The following is a 26,327-nucleotide window of genomic DNA, read 5'->3' as shown; positions in this document are numbered from 1 at the left end:
AGATGTGTATAAGGGACAGTCGTCGTGCTCGGCGCCCTGCTCGCCGCGGCCGCCTCGGCGGCGTGGGGCGCGGCGGGCCCCGCGCTCGCGGACGGCGCCGGCCTCGAGGCGCTGCTCGCCGACGTGGTCAAGGCCGCGGGTGGGGCCGTCGCCGGGGCCGTGGTCGGCTACGCGGCCCTGTGGCACGCGACGTCCGCGATCCGTTCGCGACCGGTGGTCGATCCGGCCCCACGCGTGGGTGCCGACCTGCCAAGATCGGTCCACACGACCGAGGGGGACTGACATGAACCGAGCGCTGGTGGCCGCAGGTGGCGTGCTGATGCTGGGCGGGCTCGTGATCGGCGGGCTGCCCATGCCGCTCGCGGGGTTCGACTGCCCCGCGGCGTTCGCCGCGAGCCCGACCGAGCTGCAGGACATCGAGACGCTCGTCGCGTGCGCACAGATGCGGGCCGAGCGACAGGACGTGGGCCTCGGGCTCATCGTGCTGGGTGCTGCCGCCGCGACGGGCGGCGCTCTGCACCGGCGAGAGCTCGCCTCCGCGCCCGCGCCGCGCACCACGGCGGCATCGGGGCTCGGGAAGGGCTGAGCGCCGTCGCGGGTTGTGCTCGGCATGAGTGAACCCGTGAGCGTGCACGTGTGGTCCGACATCGCCTGCCCCTGGTGCTTCCTGGGCAAGCGCCGCTTCGAGAAGGCGGTGGCGGCGACCGGCGTCGACGTGCAGGTCGAGTACCACTCCTACCAGCTGGCGCCCGAGACGCCGGTGGACTTCGAGGGCAGCGAGCTCGACTTCCTCGTGCAGCACAAGGGGATCTCCGCCGACCAGGTGCGGCAGATGCACGCGCAGATGACGGAGCTGGGCGCGGGCGAGGGGCTGCGCTACGACTTCGCGACCACCGTCCAGACCAACACCGCTCTCGCGCACCAGGCGCTGCACCACGCGAAGGCGCACGGGCTGCAGGCGGAGCTCGTGGAGCGGCTGTTCGCGGCGCACTTCGAGGAGGGTCGGCACGTGGGGCGGGTCGACGACCTGGTCGAGCTCGGCGAGGACGTGGGACTCGAGGGCAGCGCGCTGCGCGAGGCCCTCGAGGAGGGGCGGCACGCGGACGCCGTCGAGCAGGACGTCGCCGCGGCCCACGGCCTGGGCGTGCGCGGGGTGCCCTTCTACGTGCTGGACGAGCGCTACGGCGTCTCGGGTGCGCAGAGCCCCGAGGTGTTCGCCTCCGCGCTCCAGCGCGTGCTCGACGACCGGACCGCGCGGGTGGGTGCGGAGGGCTGAGCGTCCCGGGGCTCAGTCCTCGATGACGTCGCGGCCCTCGGCGCGCAGGCGCGCGAGGCCGTCGAGCATCGTCTGGATCTCGTCGGGCGAGTGCCCCACCCAGGTCGCGAGCTCCTCGACGACGCGCAGGGCGTCCCGCGTGCGGTAGGACGCGGTGGGGTTGCCCGGGAAGCGCTTGTTCGTCACGTTCGGGTCGTCCTCGAACGGGCCGAGCGGCTCGACCACGTAGATCCGTCCGCGATCGTCCTCCCCGGCGAGGGCCGTCGCGAGCTCGGCGCCCCAAGCCGCCGTGTCCACCCGGGCCGTGAAGTAGACGTGGTTCGACACGCGCCCGTCCTGGAAGTTCGAGCCCTGCCCGGGGGTGAGCTCGGTGCCGGGGTCGAAGGTGTGGCGCGTCCCGTGGAAGAACGGGCCCGGCACGTGCTGGTGGTGCTCGAAGGTGACGGGCACGTGCGAGCTCTCGCCGTCGGACACGGAGACCTCCCTGGGCGTCGTCGTGCCCCTATCCCAGCACGGTCACGATGGCGTGCGCCGCGCGAGGAGGGTCGCGTCGTGCACGTCGTGGGTCACGCCGTCGCGCGTCATGGTGCGCGGTCGCTCCTCGGCGACGAGCACCTCGAAGCCGGGCGGCAGACCGGGGAGCAGGTCCGCGGCCACGAACATGGCCCGGCGATGGCTCTCGCTCAGCTGGGTGAAGGTGTCCGACGGCGCGTGCCCTACCACGAGCAGGTGCCCGCCCGGGGCCACGGCCGTGGCGAGGCGTGCGGTCGCCGCGACCATGCCGCCGTCGGGCGGGTGCAGGAAGTGCGTGGTCACCAGGTCCCAGGTGCGCCCGGCGGCGTCGAACGAGCGCGCGTCGACCTGCCACCAGTCGACCTGCGCGGCGACGCCCGACTGCTCGGCGTGCCGTGCGGCCCGGGCCAGGCCGTTCGCCGAGAAGTCGGCCCCCGTGACGTGCCAGCCCTGCCGGGCGAGCCAGATGACGTCGCCACCCTCGCCGCAGCCCACGTCCAGGGCCGTTCCCGGCTCGAGCGCGGAGGCCTCGGCGACGAGCTGGGCGTTCGGCCGACCGGACCAGATCTGCTCGTCGCCCGCGTAGCGCTCGTCCCAGGCCTGGGGCTCGAACATCTCGGTGGCATCGCCCTCGCCGTGCTGGTGCCCGCTCATGGGGCCGCTCCCGTGTGCATGGCGGCAGCATGCGCGGGGCCGGGGGAGCCGGGCAAGACTCCTTGCCGAAGCAGCAACGGGTAGCTCGCGCTCAGGCGGCGACCAGGTCGAACGCGTTGCCCTCCGGGTCCGCGAACGTGCGCGTGCGCAGCGTGCGGTCGGTGGCCGTGCCGAGGCGGCGGGCGCCCAGGTGCTCGAGGCGCCGCGACTCGGCCTCTAGGTCGGTGGTCGTGAGCCGCAGGTGGAGCGGCGTGGCGAGCGGGCGGCCCTCGGTGACCTGTCGGAAGACGACCGCCGGCAGGCCGGCGTCTGCCGAGGGTGCGAGCTCGGCGCGGGCCGAGGTCGCACCCGCCTGCACGTCCACGCGCAGCGCCGCAGCCCAGAAGGAGGCGGCGCCCAGGGCGTCGAACGCGTCGTAGGTCAGGCCGGCGAACGCGGTGCTGGCGGGCCCGACGGCGCCCGTGGGCGTCGTGCGTGGGGTGGGCTCGGCGGGTCGCATGCGGGCCGGCAGGGCGTGCGGTGGCCGCGGCTGCGGAGCGGCGCTCGTCAGTGCATGGACCCCAGTGGTGGGGCGGGGTCCGGAGGGGCGACGGCGGGGCGGGGTGAGGGTGGTCATGGACGTCTCCTCGACGAAGGGGCGGATGACGCCGACGGCGGATCCGCGTAGGCTGAGCGGAGGTTCCTCCGCTTTCCTGAGATCACGACTCTAAGCGGAGGATGCTCCGTTTATCAAGGGATACCTGTGATCGCGTCCACCAAACCGCTGCGGGCCGATGCCCGGCGCAACCGCGACAAGCTCGTCGCCGTCGCGACCGAGGCGCTGCTGCGCGACGTCGAGGTCCCCCTCGAGACGATCGCGGAGCAGGCCGGCGTGGGCATCGGCACGCTCTACCGCCACTTCCCGAATCGCGACGCGCTCGTCGAGGCCGTGTACCGGCACGAGGTCGAAGAGCTCTGCGAAGCGGCCCCCGCGCTGCTCGACGGCCGCCCCGCGCTCGACGCGTTGCGCGAGTGGGCCGAGCACTTCGTCCGCTACGCCGCGACCAAGCGCGGCCTCGCGCCCACGCTCCGCAACGCCGTCGGCTCGGACTCCCCGCTGTTCTCCGAGACGCGCGAGCGGATCCGCCGGGCGCTCGCGGTGCTGCTCGACGCGGGCAAGGCCGAGGGGAGCGTGCGGGCCGACGTCGACTCAGAAGACGTCATGATCGCGATCTCGGCCGTGTGGATGGTGCCCGACGGCGCGCAGTGGGACGCCCAGGTGCGTCGCGTGATCGACCTGGTGGTCGCGGGTCTGCGCCCGCCCTTCTGACCTCCACCGGAAGAGGCAGGGGCCAGGGGGGGCTCACGTGGGGCGGTCGAGGGTGTCGCGGAGGTGGGCGGCGCCGACCGTCGTGGCGCCCAGGGCCTCAACGCGGCGGCGCAGCTCGCGGTCCGAGGTGACCACGAGGACGTCGTCGGGCGCGTAGGTCGGGACCAGCGCGACGATGGTCGCGTCGCCGTCACGCGGCGCCCGCACCACCTCGACGACGTCGCCGTGCGCGGCGATGTCCGCGGCCGACGCGCGTCCCTCGAGCACCACGACCACGCGGCCACCGAGCAGCTCGGGTGCGACCCCGGCGGTCCGGGCGGCGGCGATCGCGGCCACGAGCCGCTCCGCAGCACCGGCCCGGTCGCGCCACCACCCGTCCGGCCGCGCGCCCACCACGTTCGCCCCGTCCACCACCAGCACCCGCACCCCCCGACCCTCCCACCCCGCGGGTGGTGGGGTGGGGGTTACCAGTCGTGGACCGTTCCGTCGGCGAGGCGGTTGTACGGCAGGTAGGCCTGCTCGTAGGGGTACCGCGCCGCCTCGTCGAGGTCGAGCTCGACGCCCAGACCTGGGGCGTCGCCAGGGTGCAGCAGGCCGTCGGTGAAGGTGAACGTCTGGCGGAACACCTCGTCGGTGCGGGCGCCGTGCTTCATGTACTCCTGGATGCCGAAGTTGTGGATCGCGAGCCCCACGTGCATCTGAGCGGCGAGCCCCACGGGCGAGATGTCGGTGGGGCCGTGGAAGCCGGACTTGATCTGGTACTGCGCGGCGTAGTCCATGACCTTGCGCAGCGGGGTGATTCCGCCGAAGTGGGTCGAGGCGGCGCGCACGTAGTCGATGAGCTGCTCGCGGATGATCTGCTGGAAGTCCCAGACCGTGTTGAAGATCTCCCCGATCGCGAGCGGGGTGGTCGAGTGCTGACGCACCAGACGTAGCGCCTCCTGGTTCTCGGCCGGGGTGATGTCCTCGAGCCAGAACAGGTCGTAGGGCTCGAGCGACTTCGCGAGCCGCGCGGCCTGGATGGGCGTCATCCGGTGGTGGCCGTCGTGCAGCAGCGGGATCTCGGGGCCGAACTCGTTCCGCACCGCCTCGAACACCGTCGGCACGTGCCGCAGGTACGAGCGCGTGTCCCAGTCCTCCTCGGTGGGACGGGCGCCGCGCTGGGCCGGCTCGTGGTCGTAGCGCACGCCGCTGTTGCCCTCGAACGTCGCGTTCGACGCGATGCCGTAGATGCTCTTGAGGCCCGGCACGCCGGTCTGCACGCGGATCGCGCGGTAGCCCTGCTCCTGGTGCGAGCGGATCGAGTCGAAGAGCTCGGGCAGCTCCTTGCCGGACGCGTGGCCGTACGCGAGCAGGCCGGTCCGCGAGGCTCCGCCGAGGAGCTGGTAGACGGGCATGCCCGCGGCCTTGCCCTTGAGGTCCCACAACGCCATGTCCACCGCGGCGATCGCGGCCATCGTCACCGGGCCGCGACGCCAGTAGGCCCCGCGGTACAGGAACTGCCACGTGTCCTCGATGCGGTGGGCGTCGATCCCGATGAGCAGCGGCACCACGTGCTCGCGCAGGTAGGCGACGACGGCGAGCTCACGGCCGTTGAGGGTCGCGTCACCCAGGCCCGTGAGGCCGTCCTCGGTGGTGACGCGGAGCGTGACGAAGTTGCGGTCGGGGCTCGTGACGACGACGTCGGCGGCGACGATCTGCATGGTTCTCCTCGGTCGGGTGCCGCCGAGCCTACGCAGCGAGGGAGGGCCGGCCGGTCAGCCGCCGGTTCGGACGAGGGGGACGGGGGAGTCCGGGAGCAGGGCGAGCTCGGCGAACCGGGTGCCCATGAGGCGGTGGGTCGCCGGGTCGGGGTGCAGGTCGTCCGGGAGGGGGTGCGCCTGCGCGTCGCCCTCGCCGTAGAGCTCGCGGCCGTCGAGGTGGTGCAGGTGCGGGTCGTCCGCGCGGCGTGCTTCGACGACCCGTGCGAGCACGTCCCGGATCACCGTGAGGGTCAGCCTGCCGGCCGCGACCTCGGCCGGGTCGCCCGTCGCGCGGAACCCGATCCGGCCCTGCGCGAGGGCGGCCTCGTCGAACGCCCCCGGGCCCGGGGTGTGCTCGTGGATGGGGCAGAGCACGGGCGAGACGAGCAGCAGCGGCGTGGTGGGGTGGCCGTCGCGCACCGTGTCGAGGAACCCGTGCACCGCGCTCTCGAACGCGCGCACGCGCATCGCGTCGGCGTTGACCACGTTGATGCCGAGCTTGAGGCTGATCGCGTCGGCCGGGAGGTCGCGGATGGTGCGGGCGACCAGCTGGTCGACCATCGCGCTGCCGCCGAACCCGAGGTTCAGCAGGTCCGCACCGGCCAGGGTCGCGGCGACCGCGGGCCACGTCCCGCTGGGGTGCACGGCGTTCGAGCCCTGGCTGATCGAGCTGCCGTGGTGCAGCCACACGGGCGCCGTCGTGGGCCACGGCTCGACCGGTGCGTCGGTGCGCAGGGCGACCAGCTCGACCGTCTCGTTGTGGGGCAGCCACACGTCGACACGCTTGGTGCCGGGCGCCAGGCCGTTGAAGCGCAGGGTGCTCGCGCCGGCGGGCTCGGCGGTGACCGCACCCGTGGCGAGGTCCGTCATGACCACCGTCGCCTCGGTGAGGCTCGCGCGGCCGACGACGGCGCCGTCCACGGCCAGCTCGAACACGCCGGCCGGGCGCAGGGGTGCGCCGCGGTAGCCGACGCGTGTCGCGTGCGCGTCGAGCTCGACGACGGTCGCCTCGCTGGCGAACGTCAGACGGACGCCCGCCGGCTGGGACTGCGCCGCCTGCAGCAGGGGGTCGGTGGTCTGCGCACGCGCCCATGCGGGAAGGCGGTGCGCACGAACGCCGTCGGGCCCGTGCTCGAGCTCGACGGCGCCGCGCACGAGCTCGGCGAGTCGAGCGGCCTCGCGGGTGTGGGTGGTCATGGAAGGTCTCCTCGGGTCAGGGGTTCGCGGCCGACGGCGTCGCGGGCCAGTGGGTGAGCGCGGCGTCGAGCGCCTCGAGAGCGCGGGTCCAGCTCTGCTCGCCCGCCGGTGAGCTGTGGCCGAACGAACCGCTCGCCTCGAGGTCGACGAAGCCGTGGATCAGGGCGCCGACGGTGCGGACGGCGTGCGGGACCTCGGCCGGCGGGAGGCCGTAGCCGCGGAGGACGGCGGCGGTGAGCTCCGTGTGGCGGGGGCCGGCGCTGGCGCGTGCGACCTCGGTGCTCAGCGGGTGACGCATCGACGCGTACCGGCCCGGGTGCTCGCGTGCGAACTCCCGGTAGGCGGTCGCGAGGGCGGTCAACGCGTCGCGACCGGCGAGGCCGGCCATCCGGTGCGCCGCGCGGTCGGCCAGCTCCGTGAGGGCGCCGAGGGCGATGCGCACGCGCAGGTCGTCGAGATCGCGCACGTGCACGTAGAGGCTCGCCGGCCGCACGCCCAGCTCGCGCGCGAGCGCCGCGATCGTGACGGCCCGGAACCCGATCCGATCGGCGAGCTCCTCGCCCGCCGCCACGACCCGCGCCGTCGTCAGCCCCGCCCGTCCCACGGCACCCTCCCGACACGTCGCCCTATCAATCGTCGGCTGCAGCCTACACCCCATAGGAAATGCGTGGAGGTGTCGGGTGGGGCCAGGTCCCCGTCCTATCCCCAGTTCGCACTCGCGCACCGAGTTCGCACGCGGGCCGGTGCGAACTCGGTGCGCCGGTGCGAACTCGCGGGGTGAGTCGTCAGGAGAGGGCCGCCAGGACGCGCCGGGTCACCAGGCGGCTCGCGCGGCGGGCGGAGGTGCGTTCCAGCGGCGGGAAGCCGGGCGGCCAGTACGCGCGGAGCAGGGGCCAGCCGCCGTCGGGCAGCTGCCAGGACGCGAGGCGCGCGCGGGCCGCGGCGGTGCGGGTGTCGGGCGGGCCCGTGCGGGTCACCAGGCCGAGCACCTCGACGAGGTCGGTGCGCCAGTCGAGCGGGAACGTGGGCCGCAACCAGTCCTCGGGCCGGTGGGCCGGCACGCCGAGCGGCAGCACCCCGCCCGAGCGCGTGCGCATCAGCCCGCGCTCGAGCAGGGCTTCGCGCACGACGGCGAGCATCGCGTCGAGCTCGCGCGCACCCGGCCCGTCCTGCGACGTGGTGCGCCGCCAGAGCTCGAGCGCGCACCCGGCCTTGACCACGCCGATGAGGCACGACGTCGACGCGAGGCAGCCGCCGTAGCGGACGGCGAGCCCGGGCTCGTAGCGCTCGACCCCGCCGCGACGCGAGACCCCGTGCTCGCACACGTCCTGGTGCCGCAGCAGCCACTCGACCTGCGGCCGCGCGAGGTCGGTCCGGCCGCCGCGCAGGTAGGTGGTCGCCGCGATCGCCACGTAGCACGAGAGCACGCCGTCGCGCCGCGCGGTGCGCGAGAAGACGCCGTCGTCGGCCGAGCCGTGCGTGCGCAGGAACTCGGCCGCGGCCTGCCAGGCCGGTCCGTCGCCAGCGCCCAGCTCGCCCAGCAGCGACGCCGTCCACAGGGTCGGCAGCACGCGTCGTCGGGCGTCGTCGGAGGCGCCCCAGCTGCCGTCGGGGCGCTGGTGCTGGGCGACGACGCCGAGCGGGCCCAGGTCGAGCGGCGCGGCGGCGGCGAGCCAGGCGCGTGCCGCGGCGACGTCGGGCTCGCTCCGGTCGCCGGCCGCCGCGGAGGAGTCCGCCGCGGAGGAGTCCGCCGCAGCGTGCTCCTGCGGCGGTGCGACCGCACCGCGGTGCTCGACCGACGACGACGGGGCCATGGTTCATCGTCGTCCCGGGACCGGCCGCGGGCGAGGGCCCAGGGTCCCGGCGACCTCCGATCCTCCGCGGGAGGGTCAGGTCTCCCAGGTGGGGGTGAGCGGGGTGCGGGGTGCCGGGAGCGGCAGGGAACGGGCCTCGGCCTCGACGGCGCCGCGCTGGCGAGCAGACAGCGCTCCCCACGCGTGGATGGTCAGCCTGTGCTCGGCGCGCCGCCACGTCCCGCGGATCTCGCCGTCGACGAGCACCGCGCCGGGCCACACCCGTGAGGTCCACAGCCGCGTGCGCTGCGACTCGTCGGGCACGACGAGCTCGCGGTCCGTGCCCTGGAACAGGTAGAACGCGTCACCGCTCGGCAGCAGCCGCGCCGGTGCGGCCCGCCCCGGCGCCCGCTGCAGGTCCTCCACGTCGCTGGTCAGCACCCACGCGTCGCACGTGTCGGTACGCACGGGCGTCAGCTCGGGGAGCAGGGCCTCGAACGCGAGGCGGTACGTGGCCGCCCGCAGGCCGGCCCAGTCGCCGAGGCCCTCGGGTGTGCCGGGTCCGAGCACGTGCAGGTAGCGCCGCGCGAGCTCGAGCCGCGCGTCGTCGACCGGCATCGCGGGAGCGGGGATCACACGGACCGTCGGCTGCCGCGCGCCGTCCCACCGGATCAGCACCCGGCCGGTGGTGGTCGCGTACCGCAGCATGCTCGGGTGGGCGCCCATGGCGCGCGCCGGCTCACCGAGCGGCAGCTCTCGGCCGTCCAGGAACGCCTCGAGCGCGTCCGCGAGGTCGGCCGCACGTCGCCGTCGGGCCTCGTCGACCGGTGTGCGGCCCACCGTGAACACAGCGTGGTCCTGGGACGGGACCGCGTAGGTGCTGAAGCGCGGTCCCCAGACCTGTACCAGCTCGGGGGAGTCGAGGGCCGACGGCGTCGTCCCGGCCACCCGCGCGTGCAGCTGCAGGACGGCAGCGCGGGGCGCGCTGTCGGTGAGCCCGGCCCACGCGGCGCGGCGCACGGATGCGGGGCCGGCCAGAAGGCGTTCGTCGAGCGCGCCCACCCTGCGCCGGAACGCGAGCACCTGCGCACGGCTCACCCGCAGCGGCTCCGGCACGGCACCTCCCGTCGCCCTCGCATGGCGCACGCCCGTGGGGACGACGCTAGCCGGGCCTCGTGGCGGCCTACCAGGGTGCGTCGCGAGGGAAAACGCCGGACGCCCTCCCGGCTCCCTGCCATGATCGACCGCGTGCTGCTGACCGTCTCGACCACCGCCGATCGTGCGAGCGACCTCGGCTTCCTGCTGCACAAGCACCCCGGCCGGGTACAGGCCTTCCCGCAGTCGGTCGGCACCGCCCACGTCTTCTACCCCGAGGCCACCGAGGAGCGGTGCACGGTCGCCCTGCTGCTCGAGGTCGACCCGGTCGCGCTGGTGCGTGGCAAGGGCCAGCGCGATGCCGGCTTCAGCCTCGCGCAGTACGTCAACGACCGCCCCTACGCGGCGTCGTCGATGCTGGCCGTCGCCCTGGGCAGGGTCTTCCGCTCGGCCCTCGCGGGGCGGTGCGAGGCCCGCCCCGAGCTCGTCGACCGCGCCTGGCCGCTCGAGGTCCACCTGCCGGCGGTGCCGTGCCGTGGCGGGGCGGCCGTGGCCGAGCGCATGTTCACCCCGCTCGGCTGGGCGGTCGAGGCCGTCCCGGTGCCGCTCGACGACGCGCTGCCGGAGTGGGGCGACTCGCGCTACGTCGATCTCCGCCTGCGCGGCACCCAGCGCCTCGCCGACGCGCTGTCCCACCTGTACGTGCTGCTGCCCACGCTCGACGCGGCCAAGCACTACTGGGTCGGCGCCGACGAGGTCGACAAGCTCGTGCGAGCCGGGGGTGGGTGGCTCGCGGGGCACCCCGCGCGCGAGGAGATCGCGCGCCGCTACCTCGCCCACCGCCGGACCCTCGCGGACTCGGCGCTCGCCCGGCTCGCGGAGGTCGACGACGTCGTGCCGGACGGTCCCGACCACGCGGTGGCGGAGGCCGACGACCTGCTCGACGACGCCTCGGCGAGGCAGGTCGCACCGCTCGCCCGGCTGCGTCGCGAGGCCGTGCTCGCGCGGCTGCGCGAGGTGGGCGCACGCACCGTCGTCGACCTGGGGTGCGGCGAGGGCGAGCTGCTGAGCCTCCTGCTGGACGAGGGGTTCGAGCGGCTCCTCGGGACGGACGTGTCGAGCCGGACCCTGCGCACCGCGGCCCGGCGCCTGCACCTCGACACGCTGCCCGAGCGGATGCGCTCGCGGATCGACCTGGTGCAGTCCTCGGTCACGTACGCCGACGCACGCGTCGCGGGCTTCGACGCCGCCGTGCTCATGGAGGTGATCGAGCACCTCGACCCGCCGCGCCTGGGCGCCCTCGAGCGCGCCGTCCTGGGCGCCGCGGCCCCGGCCACCGTCGTGATCACCACGCCCAACGCGGAGCACAACGTGAGGTACCCGCAGCTCGCGGCCGGTCACCTGCGCCACCACGACCACCGCTTCGAGTGGACGCGCGCCGAGCTGGTTGCGTGGGCGCACGCCGCCGCCGGACGACACGGCTACGGCGTCGAGACCTTCGCCGTGGGTGAGGACGATCCCGAGGTCGGTCCGCCCACGCAGATGGTCGTCCTGCGCCGGAGGGGCGGCGCCGACGGCGAGGAGGGGGAGCGATGACCGCCGACCAGTCGGTGACCACGGACGACGTCCGCACGCTCGCCGTCCCGGCCCTCTCGCTCGTGGTCCTCGTGGGCGTCTCGGGCTCGGGCAAGTCGACGTTCGCGGCCCGCCACTTCGGCGCGTTCGAGACGGTGAGCTCGGACTTCTGCCGGGGCCTGGTGTCCAACGACCCGGACGACCAGGGCGCGACCGCGGCCGCCTTCGACGTGCTCAACCGCATCGTCGGCCACCGCCTCGACGCGGGTCTGCTCACCGTGGTCGACGCGACCAACGTCCAGCAGCACGCGCGCAAGGCCCTGGTGGCGCTCGCGCGCGAGCACGACGTGCTCCCGGTCGCCGTCGTGCTCGACGTGCCCGAGCAGGTGTGCCTCGAGCGCAACCGGTCGCGCCCCAACCGCGGGTTCGGGGACCACGTCGTGCGGCGGCAGCGGGACCAGCTCCGGCGCTCGCTGCGAGGGCTCGCACGTGAGGGCTTCCGCACCGTCCACGTGCTGCGCGGGGTCGACGAGGTCGAGGCCGCGCGGATCGAACGCGTCCCGCTGCGCTCGGACCTGCGGGGCGAGCACGGCCCGTTCGACGTGATCGGCGACGTGCACGGCTGCCGCAGCGAGCTCGAGACCCTGCTCACGAGGCTCGGCTACCACGTGGTGCACGACGCGTCGGGGCGCCCGGTCGACGCCGCCCACCCGGAGGGGCGCCGTGCCGTGTTCGTCGGCGACCTCGTGGACCGCGGGCCGGACAGTCCCGGGGTGCTGCGCCTCGTGATGGGGATGGTCGAGGCCGGGCACGCGCTCGCCGTTCCCGGCAACCACGAGAACAAGCTCGTCCGCGCGCTCGACGGACGCCAGGTGCAGGTGTCGCACGGGCTCGCGGAGACGCTCGCGCAGCTCGAGGCCGAACCACCCGAGTTCCGCACCGCGGTGCGCGAGTTCGCCGACGGCCTCGTGGCACACCTCGTGCTCGACGACGGCGCCCTCGTGGTGGCCCACGCGGGCCTCAAGGAGGCGTTCCACAACCGCGCGTCGGGGCGGGTACGCTCCTTCGCCCTCTACGGCGACACGACGGGGGAGACCGACGAGTACGGCCTGCCCGTGCGGCTGCCGTGGGCGGAGGAGTACCGGGGCCGCGCGATGGTCCTCTACGGCCACACACCCACGCCCGAGCCCGTGTGGGTCAACGGCACCATGTGCCTCGACACGGGGTGCGTGTTCGGCGGTCACCTCACCGCCCTTCGTTACCCCGAGAAGGAGGTCGTCCAGGTCGCCGCGGAGAAGGTCTGGTACGAGCCCGCGCGACCGTTCCCGCCGTCGGACGGGGCGGTCGGGACCTCGACGGCCGCACCCGCCGCACCGGAAGGCGCGCGCCGCGACCCGGACGTGCTCGACGTGACCGACGTGCTCGGCCGGCGCGCGGTCGAGACCGGCCTCGCCGGGCGGGTCACCGTGGCCGAGGAGAACGCGGCGGGCGCGCTCGAGGTGATGAGCCGCTTCGCGATCGACCCGCGGTGGCTGCTGTACCTGCCGCCCACGATGAGCCCGTGCGCCACGGCACCCGACGGTGACCTGCTCGAGCACCCGGCCCAGGCGTTCGACGCCTACCGCGCCGACGGCGTGGACCGCGTGGTGTGCGAGGAGAAGCACATGGGCTCGCGCGCCGTGGTCCTCGTGTGCCGGGACGTGGCGACGGCCGCCGGCCGCTTCGGCATGCCCGACGGCGTCGCGGGGGCGGTGCACACCCGCACCGGTCGTCCGTTCTTCGACGACGCGCGCAGCGAGGCGTTGCTGCAGGTCGTCCGGGACGCCGCGACCGCGACGGGGCTGTGGGAGAGCGCAGGCGGCCAGGACGGTCCGGCCGGGTGGCTCCTGCTCGACTGCGAGCTCATGCCGTGGTCGGTCAAGGCGCGCGAGCTGCTGCGCGAGCAGTACGCGAGCGTCGGGGCGGCCGCCCGCGCCTCGCTGCCCGCGGCCGTCGGCGCGCTCGAGGCCGCCGAGGCCACGGGTCTCCCGGTCGACGAGCTGCTCGCCCGCACGCGCTCGCGCGCGGCGAACGCCGAGTCGTTCACGGCCGCCTACCGGCGGTACGTCTGGCCCACCGACGGGCTCGACGGCGTGCGGCTCGCGCCGTTCCAGCTGCTGGCCGCCGGCGGGTCGGTGGGCGCGACCTTCGAGGAACGGGACCACCTGTGGCACCTGGGCCTCGCCGACGCCATGGTGGAGGCCGACGCGTCGGGCCTGCTGCAGCGCACCGAGCGGCTCGTGGTCGACCTGCACGACGACGCGTCGGTGGCGCAGGGGACGGCGTGGTGGACGGCCCTCACGGCCGCCGGCGGCGAGGGCATGGTGGTCAAGCCCCTCGCGAACCTCGTGCGGCGCGGACGCGGCGTGGTCCAGCCGGGCATCAAGGTGCGCGGCCGGGAGTACCTGCGGATCATCTACGGCCCGGACTACACCGAGCCCGCGAACCTCGAGCGTCTGCGGCAGCGCAACCTGGGCCGCAAGCGCGGGCTCGCCCTGCGGGAGTACGCGCTCGGGATCGAGGCCCTGCACCGTGTCGCGGCCGGCGAGCCCCTGTGGCGCGTGCACGAGGCGGTGTTCGCTGTGCTCGCCCTCGAGTCGGAGCCGGTCGACCCGCGGCTGTGACCGTCGCGCGGACGCAGCCCGGGGCCGGCGCACGACGAGACGGCCCGGCGCCGCGGCCGCCCGACCAGGCGGAACGCACCACCGCGCCGTAGCCTGCCCCGATGACGACCAGCGAGCACACGCCCCGCACAGTCGTGCTGACCGGGGCGAGCGACGGGATCGGCGCCGCCGCGGTCAGGACGCTCACGAACCGTGGTGACCACGTGATCGCCGTCGGGCGCTCACGCGAGAAGACGGCCGCGGTCGCGCGCGAGACCGGTGCCGAGCCGCTCACCGCGGACTTCGCGCGGCTCGACGACGTGCGCGCGCTCGCCGAGCAGGTGGTGGCGCGCACCGACCGCGTGGACGTGCTGGTCAACAACGCCGGCGCGGTGCTGGGGCGGCGTGAGCTCACGGTCGACGGCAACGAGGCCACGTTCCAGGTCAACCACCTCGCGCCGTTCCTGCTCACGCACCTGCTGCGGGACAGGCTGACCGCGGCCGGACGAGCCACCGTCGTCACCACGTCGAGCGCCGCCCACCGGTTCGGCCGGCTCGACCTCGACGACCTCGACCACACGCGCGGCTACACGCCCAACCGCGCCTACGGCCGGGCGAAGCTCGCGAACATCCTCTTCACGCGCGGGCTCCACGACCGCTGGTACGACGACGGCGTCCGGGCCGTCGCGTTCCACCCGGGGATGGTCGCGACGAACTTCGCGGCGTCGTCGGGCAGCTGGTTCCGTCTCGCGTACCGCACACCGCTGCGGCGCCTGCTCCTGACCACGTCCGAGGAGGGCGGGAGCCACCTGACGTGGTTCGTGGACGGTGAACCGGGGCGCACGTGGGAGCCCGGCGAGTACTACGACCTGCGCCGCCACGTCCCCGTCCCGGAGGCCGCCGACGCGGCCCTGGTGGACGGGCTGTGGGAGCGCAGCGTCGAGCGTGCGGGCGTGCGGACCTGACGTCAGCCGCGGCGAGGCGTGACCGATCCGGCGCGACCCACGCCCAGCACGACGTCGTCCGCGGGTCCCGGGCGCGAGATCAGGTAGCCCTGCGCGCTGTCGCAGCCCAGCTCGCGCAGCCGCTCCAGCTGCGCGGGCCGCTCGACGCCCTCGGCCACCACTGTGAGGCCCAGGCTGTGGGCGGCCCCGATCACCCCCGCGACGAGCTGCGCGTCCGCGGTGTGCGTGTCGACCCGGTCCACGATGCTGCGGTCGATCTTGAGGGTGTCCACGGGCAGGTCGCGCAGCATGGACAGGGACGAGTAGCCCGTGCCGAAGTCGTCGAGGTGCACGCGCACGCCCGCCGCCTGGAGAGCGGCGAGCTGCGTGCGGGCCTGCGCGAGGTCGGCCATCGGCGCGCTCTCGGTGATCTCGACCTGGAGCAGCTCGGCGGGCACGTCGTGCACCGCGAGCTCGGCGAGCACGTTCTCGGCGAGCCCGGGCGCGGCGAGCTCGACGGGCGACACGTTGATCGCGACGGACCAGCGGCGCCCCTCGTCGAGCCACGTGCGCACCTGGCGGCACGCCGTCGCGAGCACCCACCGGCCGAGCGCGAGCACCTGCCCGCTGTGCTCGGCCACGGGGATGAACTCGGCCGGCGACACCGGGCCGAGCTCGGCGTCGGTCCAGCGCACGAGCGCCTCGACCGAGGTCGTCGTCTCCGTCGCGAGGTCGAGCTTGGGCTGGTAGGCGAGCGTGAGCGAGCCCTCGGCGAGTGCGGTGCCGAGCCTGCGGCGGATCGCCGCGCGACGCGCCGGGAGCGCCGCGTCGGCGGGGCTCTCGAGCCGGCCCGCGCGCGCCTTTCCCGTGTGCTTGGCGTGCAGCATCGCCCCGTCGGCATGTCGCAGCATCACGTCGAGAAGCGTCAGGACGGGCTCCTCGGCGACGTCCTCCCCGAGCGCGACACCCACCGTCGCCGTGAGGTGCACGCGCTGGCCCTCGACCTCGAACGGCGTGGCCGAGACCCGCACGATCCGGTCGGCCACCGCCATCGCCTCGTCCGGCGTCGCGCCCGTGAGCAGCACCGCGAACTCGTCGCCGCCGAGCCGTGCCACGACGTCGCCGGCCCTGACGCTCGCCGTGAGCCGGTGCGCGAACTCGACCAGCAGATCGTCGCCCGCCCGGTGCCCGAGGGTGTCGTTGACCTGCTTGAACCCGTCGAGGTCCACGTACAGCACGGCGACGCGCTCGCGGGCCGAGTCGAGCAGGTCGGCGCCGCGCTCGTCGAGCATGCGCCGGTTCGGCAGGCCCGTGAGCGGGTCGCGCAGCGCGATCTCGCGGAACTCGAGCCCCACCTCGCGGAACACCGACGCGACCGACGCCGCGCCGGCGGCGCCGTCGTCCGCGAGCACGAGCACGTCGTCGTACCGGGTCTCCTCGCTGCGTGCGAGCACGGCGGCAGCCGCGTCCCGCAGCAGCACCTGCGGGCCCAGCACGACGTCGGCGGCCGGCACCACCTCGCCGACGGTGAGGCGTGCGAGCAGCGCACGGCCGAACCCGAGGCGCCCACCGAGCGCCGCGTGGAGGCGCGCACGGGTGAGGAGGCCCGGGCCCGCGGCGGTCTCGACCACGACGGCGTGCAGGGCCTCGTCGCGCACGAAGCGTTGCTCGACGTCGGGGACGCGCTCGTCGGGTGGCACGCGGGGGCACGGCACCAGCACGTCGGCGAGGCTCTTGTACACGGGCGTCGAGGCGGCGGGGCGCAGCGAGGGTGGCGTCACCTGGGCCTCGCCGCAGGTGCGGTCGACGTGGCCCGCGCAGCGGCAGGGCGGCGGACCGGATCGTGCACGTCGTCGTCGCTCACCGCTCAGCCGCCCACGGGCTCGAGGGTCGGGACACGCACGGCGCCCACGCGGTCGGGGGCGTCCGGGCCTCGCCGCCCCGCACCCTCCGCGAGGCGCCGTCGGGCACCGTGCAGCATGTCGTCGGCGCGCCCCGCGCCGGCGGGCGAGCACACCGCGGCCGAGCGCAGCAGCAGGGAGACCTCAGGGTCGATCGCGAGCGTGGTCGCGAGCAGCGCCTGCACGCGGTCCAGCTGGGCGCCGGCCTGTGCTGCGGCCACCGGACCGGGAAGCACGCCGACGAGTGCGAAGTCGTGCGGGCCGACGCGCCCCAGGTCCCACCCCGCGGGCGCGGCCTGCTGGAGGTGGGCGGTCGCGCGGACGAGGGCGTGGTCCGCCGGGCCGTCACCACGCTCGAGCCGCAGCGCGTCGCCGCCCTCGAGCCGCAGCAGCACGACGGCGACGCGGTGCGGGGAGCCGGCCGAGCGTTCGAGGCGCTCGGCGAGGCCGACGCGCGTCTGGGCGAGGTTGGGCAGGCCCGTGACCTCGTCGCGGAACGTGCGCACCGCGAGCAGGGCCGTCAGGGCGCGGATCAGGTCCGACGGCGCCGCGACCCGCCACTCGGCGGCGCTCACCAGCACGGGGTCGTAGCGGCGCTCGGGCGCGCGCTCGGTCACGCGCAGCGCGGCCGCGACCACACCGGTCCCCGGTGCGAGCACGAGCGGCTGCCAGTCCGCGACCGTCGCCGCGGTGGCCCGTGCGAGCAGCGCGCGCCCGAACCCGAGCTCGCCCGAGACCGACGCGAAGTAGCGCGCACGCGTGAGCAGGCCCGTGCGGTCGCCGTCGTGCACGACGACACTGCCCAGGTGCGGGCTGCGGAACAGGCGCCCGAGCTCGGGCAGCGCGAGCCCGGCGTCCACGACGTCGATCGGGGTCGAGGCCTCGGCGACGGTCGTGGGCAGCGAGGTGCCCGCGGACGTCGTCCGTGGCAGCAGGTCACGCAGCAGGGTCAGGTCGTGCGGCACGGCGTCATCCTCGGCCCGACGCAGGGCCGGACCAGGCGGATCCCGTGAGACGTCACGCGCTGTTGGCCCAAGGTTCACCGCCGCTGAGCCGACCGGGCGACGCCGTCGCGCGTGGCGGCTCGTAGCCGGGAGCGACACGCCGCGGCATCGGTGCGGGCGGCGTGCGGCTGAGTGCCGGGTGGCGGGACGTAGGTCCTGGGCGATGTGCGGGCCGCCCCGGAGGATCACCACATCTGGTGGGTGCTACTCGGGCAGCCACTACATCTAGGGTTTGGAGGTGCGGGGATGAACGGCAGTGCTCCCAGCGGGGTGGTCCGGCGCGACGGCTCGACGGCGGTGTTCGACGTGGCGCGCATCGCGTCGGCGGTCGAGCGCGCGGGTCTCGCGTCCGGTGCGACCGACGGCGAGCACGCGGCCGCCTACGCCGCCCCCGTCGTCGCGCGCGTCCTCGACGAGCTGATCGCCGAGGGCGTCGACCACCCGCACGTCGAGCACGTGCAGGACCTCGTCGAGCAGGCGCTGCTCGCGACCGGCCACACCGGGACTGCGCGCACCTACATCGCCTACCGCGAGCAGCACGCGCGGCTGCGCGAGGGCGCCCGCACCGTCGTGGAGGTCGAGAGCTCGATCGACGAGTACCTCGACCGCTCGGACTGGCGCGTCAACGCGAACGCGAACCAGGGCTACTCGCTGGGCGGTCTCGTGCTCAACACCTCGGGCAAGGTGGTCGCGAACTACTGGCTCTCGCACGTGTACGCCCCCGAGCTCGCGCACGCGCACCGCGACGGGGCGCTGCACATCCACGACCTCGACATGCTCGCGGGGTACTGCGCGGGCTGGTCGCTGCGCACGCTGCTGACCGAGGGGCTCAACGGCGTGCCGGGCAAGGTCGAGGCGGGGCCGCCCAAGCACTTCTCGTCGGCCGTGGGGCAGATCGTCAACTTCCTCGGCACCATGCAGAACGAGTGGGCCGGCGCGCAGGCGTTCAGCTCGTTCGACACCTACATGGCGCCGTTCGTGCGCGTCGACGGGCTGGGCTACGACGAGGTGCGCCAGGGCATCCAGGAGCTCGTCTACAACCTCAACGTGCCCTCGCGCTGGGGCACCCAGACCCCCTTCACGAACCTGACCTTCGACTGGACCTGCCCCGACGACCTGCGCGACCAGGTGCCGGTGATCGGCGGCGTCGAGCAGGACTTCACCTACGGCGAGCTCCAGGCCGAGATGGACCTCGTCAACCGGGCGTACATCGACGTGATGACGGTGGGCGACGCGTCGGGACGGGTGTTCACGTTCCCCATCCCCACGTACAACATCACCCACGACTTCCCGTGGGAGTCCGAGAACGCCGAGCGCCTGTTCGAGATGACGGCGCGCTACGGCCTGCCGTACTTCCAGAACTTCCTGAACTCCGACCTCGAGCCGGGCCAGATCCGGTCGATGTGCTGCCGGCTCCAGCTCGACCTGCGCGAGCTCCTGGCCCGAGGCAACGGCCTGTTCGGCTCGGCCGAGCAGACCGGCTCGCTGGGCGTCATCACCGTCAACTGCGCGCGCCTCGGGTACACGCACCGTCGCGACGTCGACGGTCTCTTCGCCGAGCTGGACCGGCTGCTGCTGCTCGCGCGGGACGGCCTCGAGGTCAAGCGCAAGGTCGTCGACCGGCTGATCGCCGACGGCCTCTACCCCTACACGCGCCGCTACCTGGGGCGCGGGCTCGCGAACCACTTCTCGACCATCGGCGTCAACGGCGTCAACGAGATGATCCGCAACCTCACGGACGACGAGCACGACATCACGACCCCCGAGGGGCACGCGCTCGCGCTGCGGCTGCTCGACCACGTGCGCGCGCGCATGGTCGAGTTCCAGGAGGCCACGGGTCACCTCTACAACCTCGAGGCGACGCCGGCCGAGGGCACCACCTACCGCTTCGCGAAGGAGGACCGCCGCCGGTTCCCCGGGATCCTCCAGGCGGGCACCGACGAGAACCCGTACTACACGAACTCGACCCAGCTCCCGGTCGGCTTCACCGACGACCCGTTCGAGGCGCTCGAGCGGCAGGACGAGCTCCAGGCCAGGTACACCGGCGGCACCGTGCTGCACCTGTACATGTCCGAACAGCTCTCGACGGGCGACGCGTGCCGCACGCTCGTGCGCCGCGCGCTCGAGAAGCACCGCCTGCCCTACCTCACGGTCACGCCGACGTTCTCGATCTGCCCGCACCACGGCTACCTCGCGGGCGAGCACGCGACGTGCCCCACGTGCGCGGCGGCCGACCCCGCGGCCGAGCCGGTGGTGTGCGAGGTGTGGACCCGGGTCATGGGCTACCACCGGCCGGTGAGCTCGTTCAACATCGGCAAGAAGGGCGAGCACGCCGAGCGCGTGCACTTCACCGAGGACTCCGCGGGCCTCGCGCGGCCCGCGCTCGCGGGCGCCGCGCGATGAGCGCGCCCGACGGCGTGCCCCTGGCCGCCCGCGTGCCCACGCCGAGCGCACGGCACGCCGTCGGGCATGCGGCGGAGCCGGTGGTGGTCGCGGGGCTCGTACCGCTGTCGACGTGCGACTGGCCCGGTCGGCTCGTCGCGACCGTGTTCCTCCAGGGCTGCCCGTGGAGCTGCACCTACTGCCACAACCCGGGCCTGATCGACCCGCGGACGCCCGGCTCGGTCGCGTGGGCGCACGTACGGGACCTGCTCGCGCGGCGTCACGGCCTGCTCGACGGCGTCGTCTTCTCGGGTGGCGAGCCCACGCGTCAGGCCGGCCTGGTGGACGCCGTCCGGGAGGTGCGCGAGGCGGGCTTCGGGGTGGGGCTGCACACCGCGGGCGCCTACCCGCGTCGGCTCGCGCAGGTGCTCCCGTGGGTGGACTGGGTGGGGCTGGACGTGAAGGCGCCTCCGGGCCGGTACGCCGAGATCACGGGTGTCCCGGCGAGCGCGCGGCTCGCGCTGCGCTCGCTGCGGCTCGTGCTCGACGCGGGCGTGCCGGTGCAGGTGCGCACCACGGTGGACCCGACGGTCCTGACGTCCGACGACGTCGCCGAGCTCACCGCCCTGCTCGAGGGCATGGGCGTGCGCGACCACGTTCTCCAGGAGGTGCGCTCCACGGGCACCCGCCCCGCCTACGCCGAGGCCCTGGCCGCCGCGCGCTCCTGACCCTCCACCCTCCTCCGCCGAGGTGTCGATCTCCGCAGCGCGTCCCGCCCGGCACGCCGTGGAGATCGTCATCTCGGCGGGTGGGGAGGGGCGAGGCGGGCGGGTCGCGCCCGCCAGGTGGCGGGTCAGGAGGGCTCAGGTGGGCTGGGTCGGCGGTACTCGGGAGCACTTTCGACCGCCAGACTTGTCGGAGCCAGCATCCCCACCCTGGATCGTGACTTCGAAGGAGAAGACATGCGGGACACGCGCTCACGCACCACCTCCGCCCGCCGCACGCTCATGCGTGCCGGGGGCGTCCTCGCCGCCGTGGCCCTCGCCGCGGCCTGCGCACCGCCCGGAGGGGGCGGCACCGACGAGACGGAGGCCCCGGCCGACGACGCGCCCGCGGCCGAGGTGCCGACCGAGCTCACCGACGAGCCGGTCACGCTCGACCTCTACCTCGAGAGCGGCTTCACCGAGGCCTGGGACGCGCTCCAGCAGGAGTTCACGGACCAGTACCCGAACGTCACGTTCAGCGTCCGGGCGGACTCCTTCCAGAACCTCGCGCAGAACGCCGTCCGCATCATCAACGCCCCTGACGCCCCCGACCTGATCCGCTTCCCCACGGTCGCGTCGGCCGCCAAGGACGGCCTGCTCGCGAACCTCGACCCCTACGCCGAGGCGTACGGCTGGAACGACTGGCCGCAGGGCACCCTCAACCAGGTGCGGGTCGACGACGACGGCGCGCGGGGGAGCGGCTCGCTCTACGCCCTGGGCGTGGGCTACAACACCACGGGCCTCTACTACAACAAGGCCAAGGCCGAGGAGCTCGGCCTGACCATGCCTCCGGCCACGATCGACGAGCTCGAGGACATGATGGCGACGGCCGCCGAGGCCGGCGAGGTGCCGATGATGGTCGGCAACGCCGACTTCACGGTGGCGTTCCCCTACCAGATGGTCCAGAACCAGCAGAGCGGTCTCGACGCGCTCAAGGAGTGGATCTACGTCGCCCCGGAGGCCACCTTCGAGCTCGACTCGTCGGTCACCGCGGCTGAGACCATCCAGGAGTGGGCGGGTGCCGGGTACTTCCCGGACGACCTCAACGCGATCGACTACGCGACCATGGTCGGCCGCTTCACCGGTGGCGAGGGCCTGTTCATGCCCAACGGCGACTGGGAGGCCGGCGGACTGACCGCCAACGCGCCGGGGGAGTTCGGCTTCATGCTCTTCCCGACGGTCGAGGAGGGCGACCCGCACGTCGCGATGGCGGCGCCCGCCACCTACGTGGTCCCCGAGACCGCCGCCGACAAGGACGCGATCGCGTACTTCCTCAACTGGATCCACACGGACGAGACGGCGCGGCAGATCGTGCTCGACGTCACCGGCTCGACGCCGGGCGGCCCTGCCGACCTGCCGGCACCCACGGCCCCTGAGGGCTCGGTGATCGAGGAGACCCTCGCCGCCGCGGCCCAGCTCGCCGAGGACGACGGCGCGATCGACTTCATCGGCAACGCGACCACCGGCATCCTCACGTCGACCATCGGCCCGAACCTGCAGCTGCTGGTGACCGACCGCATGACCCCGGAGGAGTTCGCGAGCAGCGTCCAGGCCGCGTACGAGACGGAGCTCGGTCGCTGATGTCCCTCGCACAGCCGCCCGCCGTCGGGGCCTCGGTCCCGGCGGCGGGCGCCGTCCGCGCGACGACGGCGCGTCGTCGTCCTCGCCGGGGCTCCCGGCGCCACCGGTGGCTCGGCTGGGCGTTCGTCGCCCCGGCGCTCGCGATCTACGCGGCGTACGTGCTGCGCCCGTTCGCGATGTCGGTCCAGTACTCGTTCTACGACTGGAACGGCATCGGCACCGCGACGTGGGCGGGCCTCGACAACTACCGCGAGGTCTTCAGCGATCCCGACCGGCTCTCGGCCCTCGCCAACTCGTTCAAGCTCATCTTCTTCTACAGCGTGCTGTCGATCGCGATCGGCCTGGTCGCCGCGACGCTCACGCGCAGCCTGTCCTCGCGCTGGGCGCGCGCGGCCCAGACCGCGCTGTTCCTCCCGCAGGTGGTGCCGCTCGTGGGCGCCGGCATCGCGTGGACGTGGCTGTACGCGAGCGACGGCGCGATCAACCAGATCCTCACGGCCGTGGGCCTCGGCTCGCTCACCCGGCCCTGGCTCGCGGACTTCGACCTCGCGCTGCCCGCCGTCGGCGTCGTCGGTACGTGGGTGCTCGTGGGTCTGTGCACCATGCTGCTCAGCACGGGCATGGCGAAGATCGACCCAGCGCTGTACGACGCGGCCCGCGTGGACGGTGCCGGGCCGGTGCAGGAGTTCTTCGCGGTGACGCTGCCCGGCGTGCGCGCCGAGCTCGCGGTGTGCCTCACGGTCACCCTCATCGCCGCGCTCGCGAGCTTCGACGTCATCTACGTGATGACCCTCGGCGGTCCCGGCGGCGCCACGATGGTGCCAGGCGTCGACATCTACCAGCTCGCCTTCAACCAGTCGCGGGTCGGCGCCGCGTCCGCCATGGCCGTGGTGCTCATGACGCTCGTGCTCGCCGTCGTCGTCCCGCTCCAGCACCTCGTCAGGGAGCGCTCATGAGTGCCGTCCGCACGGGCCGCACCGAGGCGTGGGCGGGCCGGCTGATCCTGCTCGTCCTGGTCGCCTTCACGCTGCTGCCCTTCGTCTCGATGCTCAGTGCGGCGCTCCAGGAGGCCGGGTCCAACCCGACCGGCCTGTCGGTGCCCACGCCCCCGCACCCCGAGAACTTCGCGACCGCGTTCACCATGGCCAAGGTGCCCACGCTCATGGGGTCGAGCGCGCTGCTCGTGCTCATGGTGGTCCCTTTGGCGCTCGTGCTCGCGACCCTGGCCGCCTACGGCATCGCGGTGCTGCGGGTGCCCGGCGGCGGCCTGGCCTTCCTGGTGTTCCTGCTGGGCCTGACCATCCCGTTCGAGGGACTGATCACGCCGCTGTACTACCTGATGCGCGAGGCGGGCATGCTCAACACCCGTCCCGCGATCGCGCTGCCGCTCATCGCGCTCTACATGCCGTTCGGCATCTTCTGGATGCGGGCGCACTTCTCGGGCGTGCCCAAGGAGCTCACCGAGGCCTCGCAGATCGACGGGGCAGGACCCTGGAAGGCCCTGCGGCACGTGCACCTGCCGCTCGCGCGCCCGGCGCTGTCGACCCTCGCGGTGCTCTACAGCCTGTGGACCTGGAACCAGTTCATCGTCGCCCTGGTGATGATGGACGACCCGCTCAAGCGCACCGTCGCGGGCGCGCTCGGTGCGTTCCAGGGCCAGTACGGCACGGACATCGTGCTGCTGTCGGCCGGGGCGTTGCTGATCATGCTGCCCACCATCGTCGTCTTCGTCGTCTTCCAGAAGCAGTTCGTCGCTGCTCTGCTGCAGGGATCGGTCAAGGGATGAGCCACCACACGAGCGCGGCGGTGACCGCACCGCCGCTCGACCCCGAGAGCGCGGCGGCCCTCGCGCTGCAGATGATGGGTGACCCGTCGCCCATCACCGCGGACGACGTGCCGCTCAAGCGGGCCGAGGAGCAGGCGGCGGCCGAGGCCACGCTGACCGTGCTGGACCGCCGCGGCCTGGTGCGCAGGGACCACGCGGTCCGGTCGTTCGACGGCGTCGAGGTCACGATGAGCGTGATCCACCGCAAGGACAGGATCCGCACGAGCCCGCTCGTGTACTACGTGCACGGCGGCGGCATGATGCTCGGCAACCGCTGGAGCGGCGCGGACACGTTCCTCGACTGGATCGACCGCTACAACGCCGTGGTCGCGACGATCGAGTACCGGCTCGCGCCCGAGCACGCGTTCCCCACTCCCCAGGAGGACTGCTACGCGGGGTTGCTGTGGCTCGAGGAGAACGCGGGTGAGCTGGGCCTCAACGTCGAGACGGGACTCATCGCGGGGATCAGCGCGGGCGGTGGTCTCGCCGCCGCCGTGACCCTCATGGCCCGCGACCGCGGCGGCCCCCGCGTGGGCGGTCAGCTGCTGCTCGCCCCGATGCTCGACGACCGCAACGACACGGTCTCGGCGCGGCAGTACCCGACCGGTCTGTGGAACGCCGCGGAGAACGAGCTCGGCTGGCGCTCTCTGCTGGGTGACCTGCACGGGAGCGACGCCGTCCCGGCCCACGCGGCCCCGTCCCGCGCGACGGACCTGGGTGGCCTGCCACCGGCCTTCGTCGAGGTGGGCAGCGCCGAGGTGTTCCGGGACGAGGCCGTCACGTACGCCCAGCGCATCTGGGCGTGCGGCGGCCAGGCCGAGCTGCACGTGTGGGCCGGTGGTTTCCACGGGTTCCAGACGTTGAGCCACACGGCCATCTCGCGCGGTTCGCTCCAGGCGCTGCACAGCTGGATGGACCGTGCGCTCGGCTTCACGGGCCGGCAGTAGGCGGCGCGGTGCGGGCCGTGCCCGACGTCGTGCGCGCGTACCCTGGGTGCGCAGGTCAGCGCGGTGCGGACGCTGCTCCGCGAGCCCGAGGAGGGGTGCGATGAAGGAGCTGCTGCACCGGCTCAGCGCCCTCGACGAGGACGCGTCCGCGGCGCTCAAGATCATCACGTTCTTCGACACGCTGCTCGCGCAGAAGGCCGGACTCGAGCCGTTCGTGCGCGGCGCGGCCGTGCTCGCGGGCTGCCCCGCGGGCTTCGCGCACCCGCTGCACCACATCTGGCTGCGGGTGGACGCCGCTGGGCACGCGATGCCGCCGGTGCACGACATCGAGAGCGTGCGGTCGTGGCCGCACCACGAGCTCGCCGACGGCTCGGGTGGTGTGGTGTGGCTCGAGCGGCCCGCAGGCGAGTCGGCCCACGACGCCGTGCTGCTCGAGCGTCTCGCGAGCTGCCTGCACCTGACGATCGAGCGCGTGAGCCCGCTCGACCTCGACGACGCGGGTGCGATCGAGATCCTGCTCTCGTCGACGTCGACCGACGACGCGCGGCGCAAGGCCTCACGCCGGCTGCGGCTGCGGGACGCGGCGACCGTGCGCGTGGTCGCGGTGCCCGCTGGCGCCGAGGACGCGTCGGTGCCCCGCTCCGCCGTCGTCGCGACGCCGTACGGTCCCGTGCGGGCCTCGATCGTCGGGTCGAGCGAGGACTGGGCGGCGCCCCGTCACGGCGTCGGGAGCCTCGTCACCCTCGCGGGCGTGCCCCGCTCGTGGGACCAGGCGCTCCTGGCGCTGCGCGTCTCGTCCCGGCTCGTGCCGCAGGTGGCGTGGGACGAGCTCGGGGCGCTCGCGGCCCTCGGCGCGCTCGACCTGCACGACGCGCCCCCGCCCGACGTCGTGCGCCTGGGCGCCGCGGCGCGCGAGCCGTGGGCCCTCGACACGCTCGAGGCGCTCGCGCGCACCGAGAGCGTGCGCGCGGCGGCGCAGCTGCTGGGCCTGCACCACTCGACCGTCCAGGCGCGCCAGGCCCATCTCGAGGAGCAGCTCGGCTTCGGTGTCGGCACCGCGCCCGGTCGCGTGCGCGTCGCCGCCGCGCTCGTGCTGCACCGGCTGCGCACCACGCGCTTCGACGAGTCCGGCTGAGCCCGCCCGGGCCACGCGCCGCGCCCGGCCCCGACGCGTGACGACCCG

25 protein-coding genes are annotated in these 26,327 nt (G+C 74.2%); 14 read left to right on the top strand and 11 right to left on the bottom strand.

Going from position 1 to position 26,327, the window contains the following annotated elements; genetic code table 11:
- Window positions 1–24 precede the first annotated feature (24 nt).
- Genes GXB85_RS16350 through GXB85_RS16340 form a run of 3 tightly spaced genes read left to right on the top strand, consistent with a single transcriptional unit; the run spans window position 25 to window position 1,276 of the window.
- On the top strand, window positions 25–282 hold the full coding sequence (locus GXB85_RS16350; RefSeq protein WP_161918731.1) for a hypothetical protein: 258 nt from the start codon (window positions 25–27) through the stop codon (window positions 280–282).
- A gap of 1 nt (window position 283) precedes the next feature.
- The gene (locus tag GXB85_RS16345) at window positions 284–586 is read left to right on the top strand and encodes a hypothetical protein (RefSeq protein WP_161918730.1); all 303 of its coding nucleotides are present in this window, start codon (window positions 284–286) and stop codon (window positions 584–586) included.
- A 24-nt stretch (window positions 587–610) separates the two neighbouring features.
- Window positions 611–1,276 (top strand): DsbA family protein, encoded by a 666-nt coding sequence (locus GXB85_RS16340; protein ID WP_161918729.1) that lies wholly within the window; start codon window positions 611–613, stop codon window positions 1,274–1,276.
- Window positions 1,277–1,288: 12 nt separating this feature from the next.
- Here GXB85_RS16340 and arr read toward each other — a convergent pair whose 3' ends face one another.
- From arr to GXB85_RS16325, 3 genes are all read right to left on the bottom strand, one after another.
- Window positions 1,289–1,726: an NAD(+)--rifampin ADP-ribosyltransferase gene (gene arr / locus GXB85_RS16335; RefSeq protein ID WP_161918733.1), complete on the bottom strand. Its 438-nt coding sequence runs from the start codon at window positions 1,724–1,726 to the stop codon at window positions 1,289–1,291.
- Between the two features lie 66 nt (window positions 1,727–1,792).
- Window positions 1,793–2,443, bottom strand: coding sequence for a bifunctional 2-polyprenyl-6-hydroxyphenol methylase/3-demethylubiquinol 3-O-methyltransferase UbiG (locus GXB85_RS16330; protein WP_161918728.1), 651 nt, complete (start codon window positions 2,441–2,443; stop codon window positions 1,793–1,795).
- A gap of 91 nt (window positions 2,444–2,534) precedes the next feature.
- Window positions 2,535–3,059 carry a VOC family protein gene (locus GXB85_RS16325; protein ID WP_161918727.1) on the bottom strand — a complete coding sequence of 175 codons (525 nt, stop codon included), beginning with the start codon at window positions 3,057–3,059 and terminating at the stop codon, window positions 2,535–2,537.
- 126 nt (window positions 3,060–3,185) lie between these two features.
- Between GXB85_RS16325 and GXB85_RS16320 the strand changes: the two genes are divergently transcribed.
- A complete protein-coding gene (locus tag GXB85_RS16320) occupies window positions 3,186–3,752 on the top strand; it encodes a TetR/AcrR family transcriptional regulator (protein ID WP_202628083.1) in 567 nt (188 codons plus the stop codon).
- 33 nt (window positions 3,753–3,785) lie between these two features.
- On the opposite strand, the gene GXB85_RS16315 is transcribed toward GXB85_RS16320, so the two are convergent.
- From GXB85_RS16315 to GXB85_RS16290, 6 genes are all read right to left on the bottom strand, one after another.
- Complete coding sequence (locus tag GXB85_RS16315; protein WP_161918726.1) at window positions 3,786–4,178, bottom strand: NYN domain-containing protein; 393 nt, start codon at window positions 4,176–4,178, stop codon at window positions 3,786–3,788.
- Between the two features lie 38 nt (window positions 4,179–4,216).
- The gene (gene manD / locus GXB85_RS16310; RefSeq protein WP_161918725.1) at window positions 4,217–5,455 is read right to left on the bottom strand and encodes a D-mannonate dehydratase ManD; all 1,239 of its coding nucleotides are present in this window, start codon (window positions 5,453–5,455) and stop codon (window positions 4,217–4,219) included.
- Between the two features lie 54 nt (window positions 5,456–5,509).
- A complete protein-coding gene (locus tag GXB85_RS16305; protein ID WP_161918724.1) occupies window positions 5,510–6,691 on the bottom strand; it encodes an SGNH/GDSL hydrolase family protein in 1,182 nt (393 codons plus the stop codon).
- A gap of 16 nt (window positions 6,692–6,707) precedes the next feature.
- Complete coding sequence (locus GXB85_RS16300; RefSeq protein ID WP_370524299.1) at window positions 6,708–7,295, bottom strand: TetR/AcrR family transcriptional regulator; 588 nt, start codon at window positions 7,293–7,295, stop codon at window positions 6,708–6,710.
- Between the two features lie 181 nt (window positions 7,296–7,476).
- Entirely contained in the window at window positions 7,477–8,505 is a 1,029-nt protein-coding gene (locus GXB85_RS16295; RefSeq protein WP_202628082.1) for a hypothetical protein, read from the bottom strand.
- Between the two features lie 75 nt (window positions 8,506–8,580).
- Window positions 8,581–9,600 (bottom strand): DNA glycosylase AlkZ-like family protein, encoded by a 1,020-nt coding sequence (locus tag GXB85_RS16290; protein ID WP_161918722.1) that lies wholly within the window; start codon window positions 9,598–9,600, stop codon window positions 8,581–8,583.
- Between the two features lie 120 nt (window positions 9,601–9,720).
- Between GXB85_RS16290 and GXB85_RS16285 the strand changes: the two genes are divergently transcribed.
- The 3 genes from GXB85_RS16285 (at window position 9,721) to GXB85_RS16275 (ending at window position 14,761) form a co-directional block, all read left to right on the top strand.
- Window positions 9,721–11,175, top strand: coding sequence for a 3' terminal RNA ribose 2'-O-methyltransferase Hen1 (locus tag GXB85_RS16285; RefSeq protein ID WP_161918721.1), 1,455 nt, complete (start codon window positions 9,721–9,723; stop codon window positions 11,173–11,175).
- Window positions 11,172–13,817, top strand: a complete 2,646-nt coding sequence (locus GXB85_RS16280; protein WP_161918720.1) for a polynucleotide kinase-phosphatase — start codon at window positions 11,172–11,174, stop codon at window positions 13,815–13,817. Before GXB85_RS16285 ends, GXB85_RS16280 begins: the two co-directional genes overlap by 4 nt.
- 101 nt (window positions 13,818–13,918) lie before the next feature.
- Entirely contained in the window at window positions 13,919–14,761 is an 843-nt protein-coding gene (locus tag GXB85_RS16275) for an SDR family NAD(P)-dependent oxidoreductase (RefSeq protein ID WP_161918719.1), read from the top strand.
- A gap of 2 nt (window positions 14,762–14,763) precedes the next feature.
- Here the strand turns inward: GXB85_RS16275 and GXB85_RS16270 are convergent, their stop codons facing one another.
- Window positions 14,764–16,521 (bottom strand): EAL domain-containing protein, encoded by a 1,758-nt coding sequence (locus GXB85_RS16270; protein ID WP_161918718.1) that lies wholly within the window; start codon window positions 16,519–16,521, stop codon window positions 14,764–14,766.
- An 86-nt stretch (window positions 16,522–16,607) separates the two neighbouring features.
- Window positions 16,608–17,606 (bottom strand): diguanylate cyclase domain-containing protein, encoded by a 999-nt coding sequence (locus GXB85_RS19010; RefSeq protein ID WP_161918717.1) that lies wholly within the window; start codon window positions 17,604–17,606, stop codon window positions 16,608–16,610.
- Between the two features lie 285 nt (window positions 17,607–17,891).
- Here GXB85_RS19010 and GXB85_RS16260 point away from each other — a divergent pair, with 285 nt between their 5' ends.
- The 7 genes from GXB85_RS16260 (at window position 17,892) to GXB85_RS16230 (ending at window position 26,279) form a co-directional block, all read left to right on the top strand.
- Window positions 17,892–20,048 (top strand): ribonucleoside triphosphate reductase, encoded by a 2,157-nt coding sequence (locus GXB85_RS16260; protein WP_161918716.1) that lies wholly within the window; start codon window positions 17,892–17,894, stop codon window positions 20,046–20,048.
- The gene (locus GXB85_RS16255; RefSeq protein ID WP_161918715.1) at window positions 20,045–20,755 is read left to right on the top strand and encodes an anaerobic ribonucleoside-triphosphate reductase activating protein; all 711 of its coding nucleotides are present in this window, start codon (window positions 20,045–20,047) and stop codon (window positions 20,753–20,755) included. Before GXB85_RS16260 ends, GXB85_RS16255 begins: the two co-directional genes overlap by 4 nt.
- Before the next feature lie 234 nt (window positions 20,756–20,989).
- Window positions 20,990–22,372, top strand: coding sequence for an ABC transporter substrate-binding protein (locus tag GXB85_RS16250; RefSeq protein ID WP_161918714.1), 1,383 nt, complete (start codon window positions 20,990–20,992; stop codon window positions 22,370–22,372).
- Window positions 22,372–23,328, top strand: a complete 957-nt coding sequence (locus GXB85_RS16245) for a carbohydrate ABC transporter permease (RefSeq protein WP_161918713.1) — start codon at window positions 22,372–22,374, stop codon at window positions 23,326–23,328. Before GXB85_RS16250 ends, GXB85_RS16245 begins: the two co-directional genes overlap by 1 nt.
- Window positions 23,325–24,158, top strand: a complete 834-nt coding sequence (locus GXB85_RS16240; protein WP_161918712.1) for a carbohydrate ABC transporter permease — start codon at window positions 23,325–23,327, stop codon at window positions 24,156–24,158. The genes GXB85_RS16245 and GXB85_RS16240 overlap by 4 nt, the downstream gene beginning before the upstream one ends.
- Window positions 24,155–25,144, top strand: a complete 990-nt coding sequence (locus GXB85_RS16235; protein WP_161918711.1) for an alpha/beta hydrolase — start codon at window positions 24,155–24,157, stop codon at window positions 25,142–25,144. The genes GXB85_RS16240 and GXB85_RS16235 overlap by 4 nt, the downstream gene beginning before the upstream one ends.
- A gap of 100 nt (window positions 25,145–25,244) precedes the next feature.
- On the top strand, window positions 25,245–26,279 hold the full coding sequence (locus GXB85_RS16230; protein ID WP_161918710.1) for a LysR family transcriptional regulator: 1,035 nt from the start codon (window positions 25,245–25,247) through the stop codon (window positions 26,277–26,279).
- The last annotated feature ends 48 nt before the right edge of the window (window positions 26,280–26,327 follow it).

The organism is Cellulomonas sp. APG4 (assembly GCF_009996735.1).
GTDB lineage: Bacteria > Actinomycetota > Actinomycetes > Actinomycetales > Cellulomonadaceae > Actinotalea.
The sequence above is the reverse complement of the archived record's forward strand: the minus strand, read 5'-3'. Positions and strand labels throughout refer to the sequence as shown.

Coding starts and splice junctions, on each gene's coding strand:
- GXB85_RS16345 (WP_161918730.1), top strand. CDS start 284: ATGAACCGAGCGCTGGTGGCCGCAGGTGGCGTGCTGATGCTGGGCGGG.
- GXB85_RS16340 (WP_161918729.1), top strand. CDS start 611: ATGAGTGAACCCGTGAGCGTGCACGTGTGGTCCGACATCGCCTGCCCC.
- GXB85_RS16330 (WP_161918728.1), bottom strand. CDS start 2,443: ATGAGCGGGCACCAGCACGGCGAGGGCGATGCCACCGAGATGTTCGAG.
- GXB85_RS16325 (WP_161918727.1), bottom strand. CDS start 3,059: ATGACCACCCTCACCCCGCCCCGCCGTCGCCCCTCCGGACCCCGCCCC.
- manD (WP_161918725.1), bottom strand. CDS start 5,455: ATGCAGATCGTCGCCGCCGACGTCGTCGTCACGAGCCCCGACCGCAAC.
- GXB85_RS16305 (WP_161918724.1), bottom strand. CDS start 6,691: ATGACCACCCACACCCGCGAGGCCGCTCGACTCGCCGAGCTCGTGCGC.
- GXB85_RS16295 (WP_202628082.1), bottom strand. CDS start 8,505: ATGGCCCCGTCGTCGTCGGTCGAGCACCGCGGTGCGGTCGCACCGCCG.
- GXB85_RS16285 (WP_161918721.1), top strand. CDS start 9,721: ATGATCGACCGCGTGCTGCTGACCGTCTCGACCACCGCCGATCGTGCG.
- GXB85_RS16280 (WP_161918720.1), top strand. CDS start 11,172: ATGACCGCCGACCAGTCGGTGACCACGGACGACGTCCGCACGCTCGCC.
- GXB85_RS16275 (WP_161918719.1), top strand. CDS start 13,919: ATGACGACCAGCGAGCACACGCCCCGCACAGTCGTGCTGACCGGGGCG.
- GXB85_RS16260 (WP_161918716.1), top strand. CDS start 17,892: ATGAACGGCAGTGCTCCCAGCGGGGTGGTCCGGCGCGACGGCTCGACG.
- GXB85_RS16255 (WP_161918715.1), top strand. CDS start 20,045: ATGAGCGCGCCCGACGGCGTGCCCCTGGCCGCCCGCGTGCCCACGCCG.
- GXB85_RS16250 (WP_161918714.1), top strand. CDS start 20,990: ATGCGGGACACGCGCTCACGCACCACCTCCGCCCGCCGCACGCTCATG.
- GXB85_RS16245 (WP_161918713.1), top strand. CDS start 22,372: ATGTCCCTCGCACAGCCGCCCGCCGTCGGGGCCTCGGTCCCGGCGGCG.
- GXB85_RS16240 (WP_161918712.1), top strand. CDS start 23,325: ATGAGTGCCGTCCGCACGGGCCGCACCGAGGCGTGGGCGGGCCGGCTG.
- GXB85_RS16235 (WP_161918711.1), top strand. CDS start 24,155: ATGAGCCACCACACGAGCGCGGCGGTGACCGCACCGCCGCTCGACCCC.
- GXB85_RS16230 (WP_161918710.1), top strand. CDS start 25,245: ATGAAGGAGCTGCTGCACCGGCTCAGCGCCCTCGACGAGGACGCGTCC.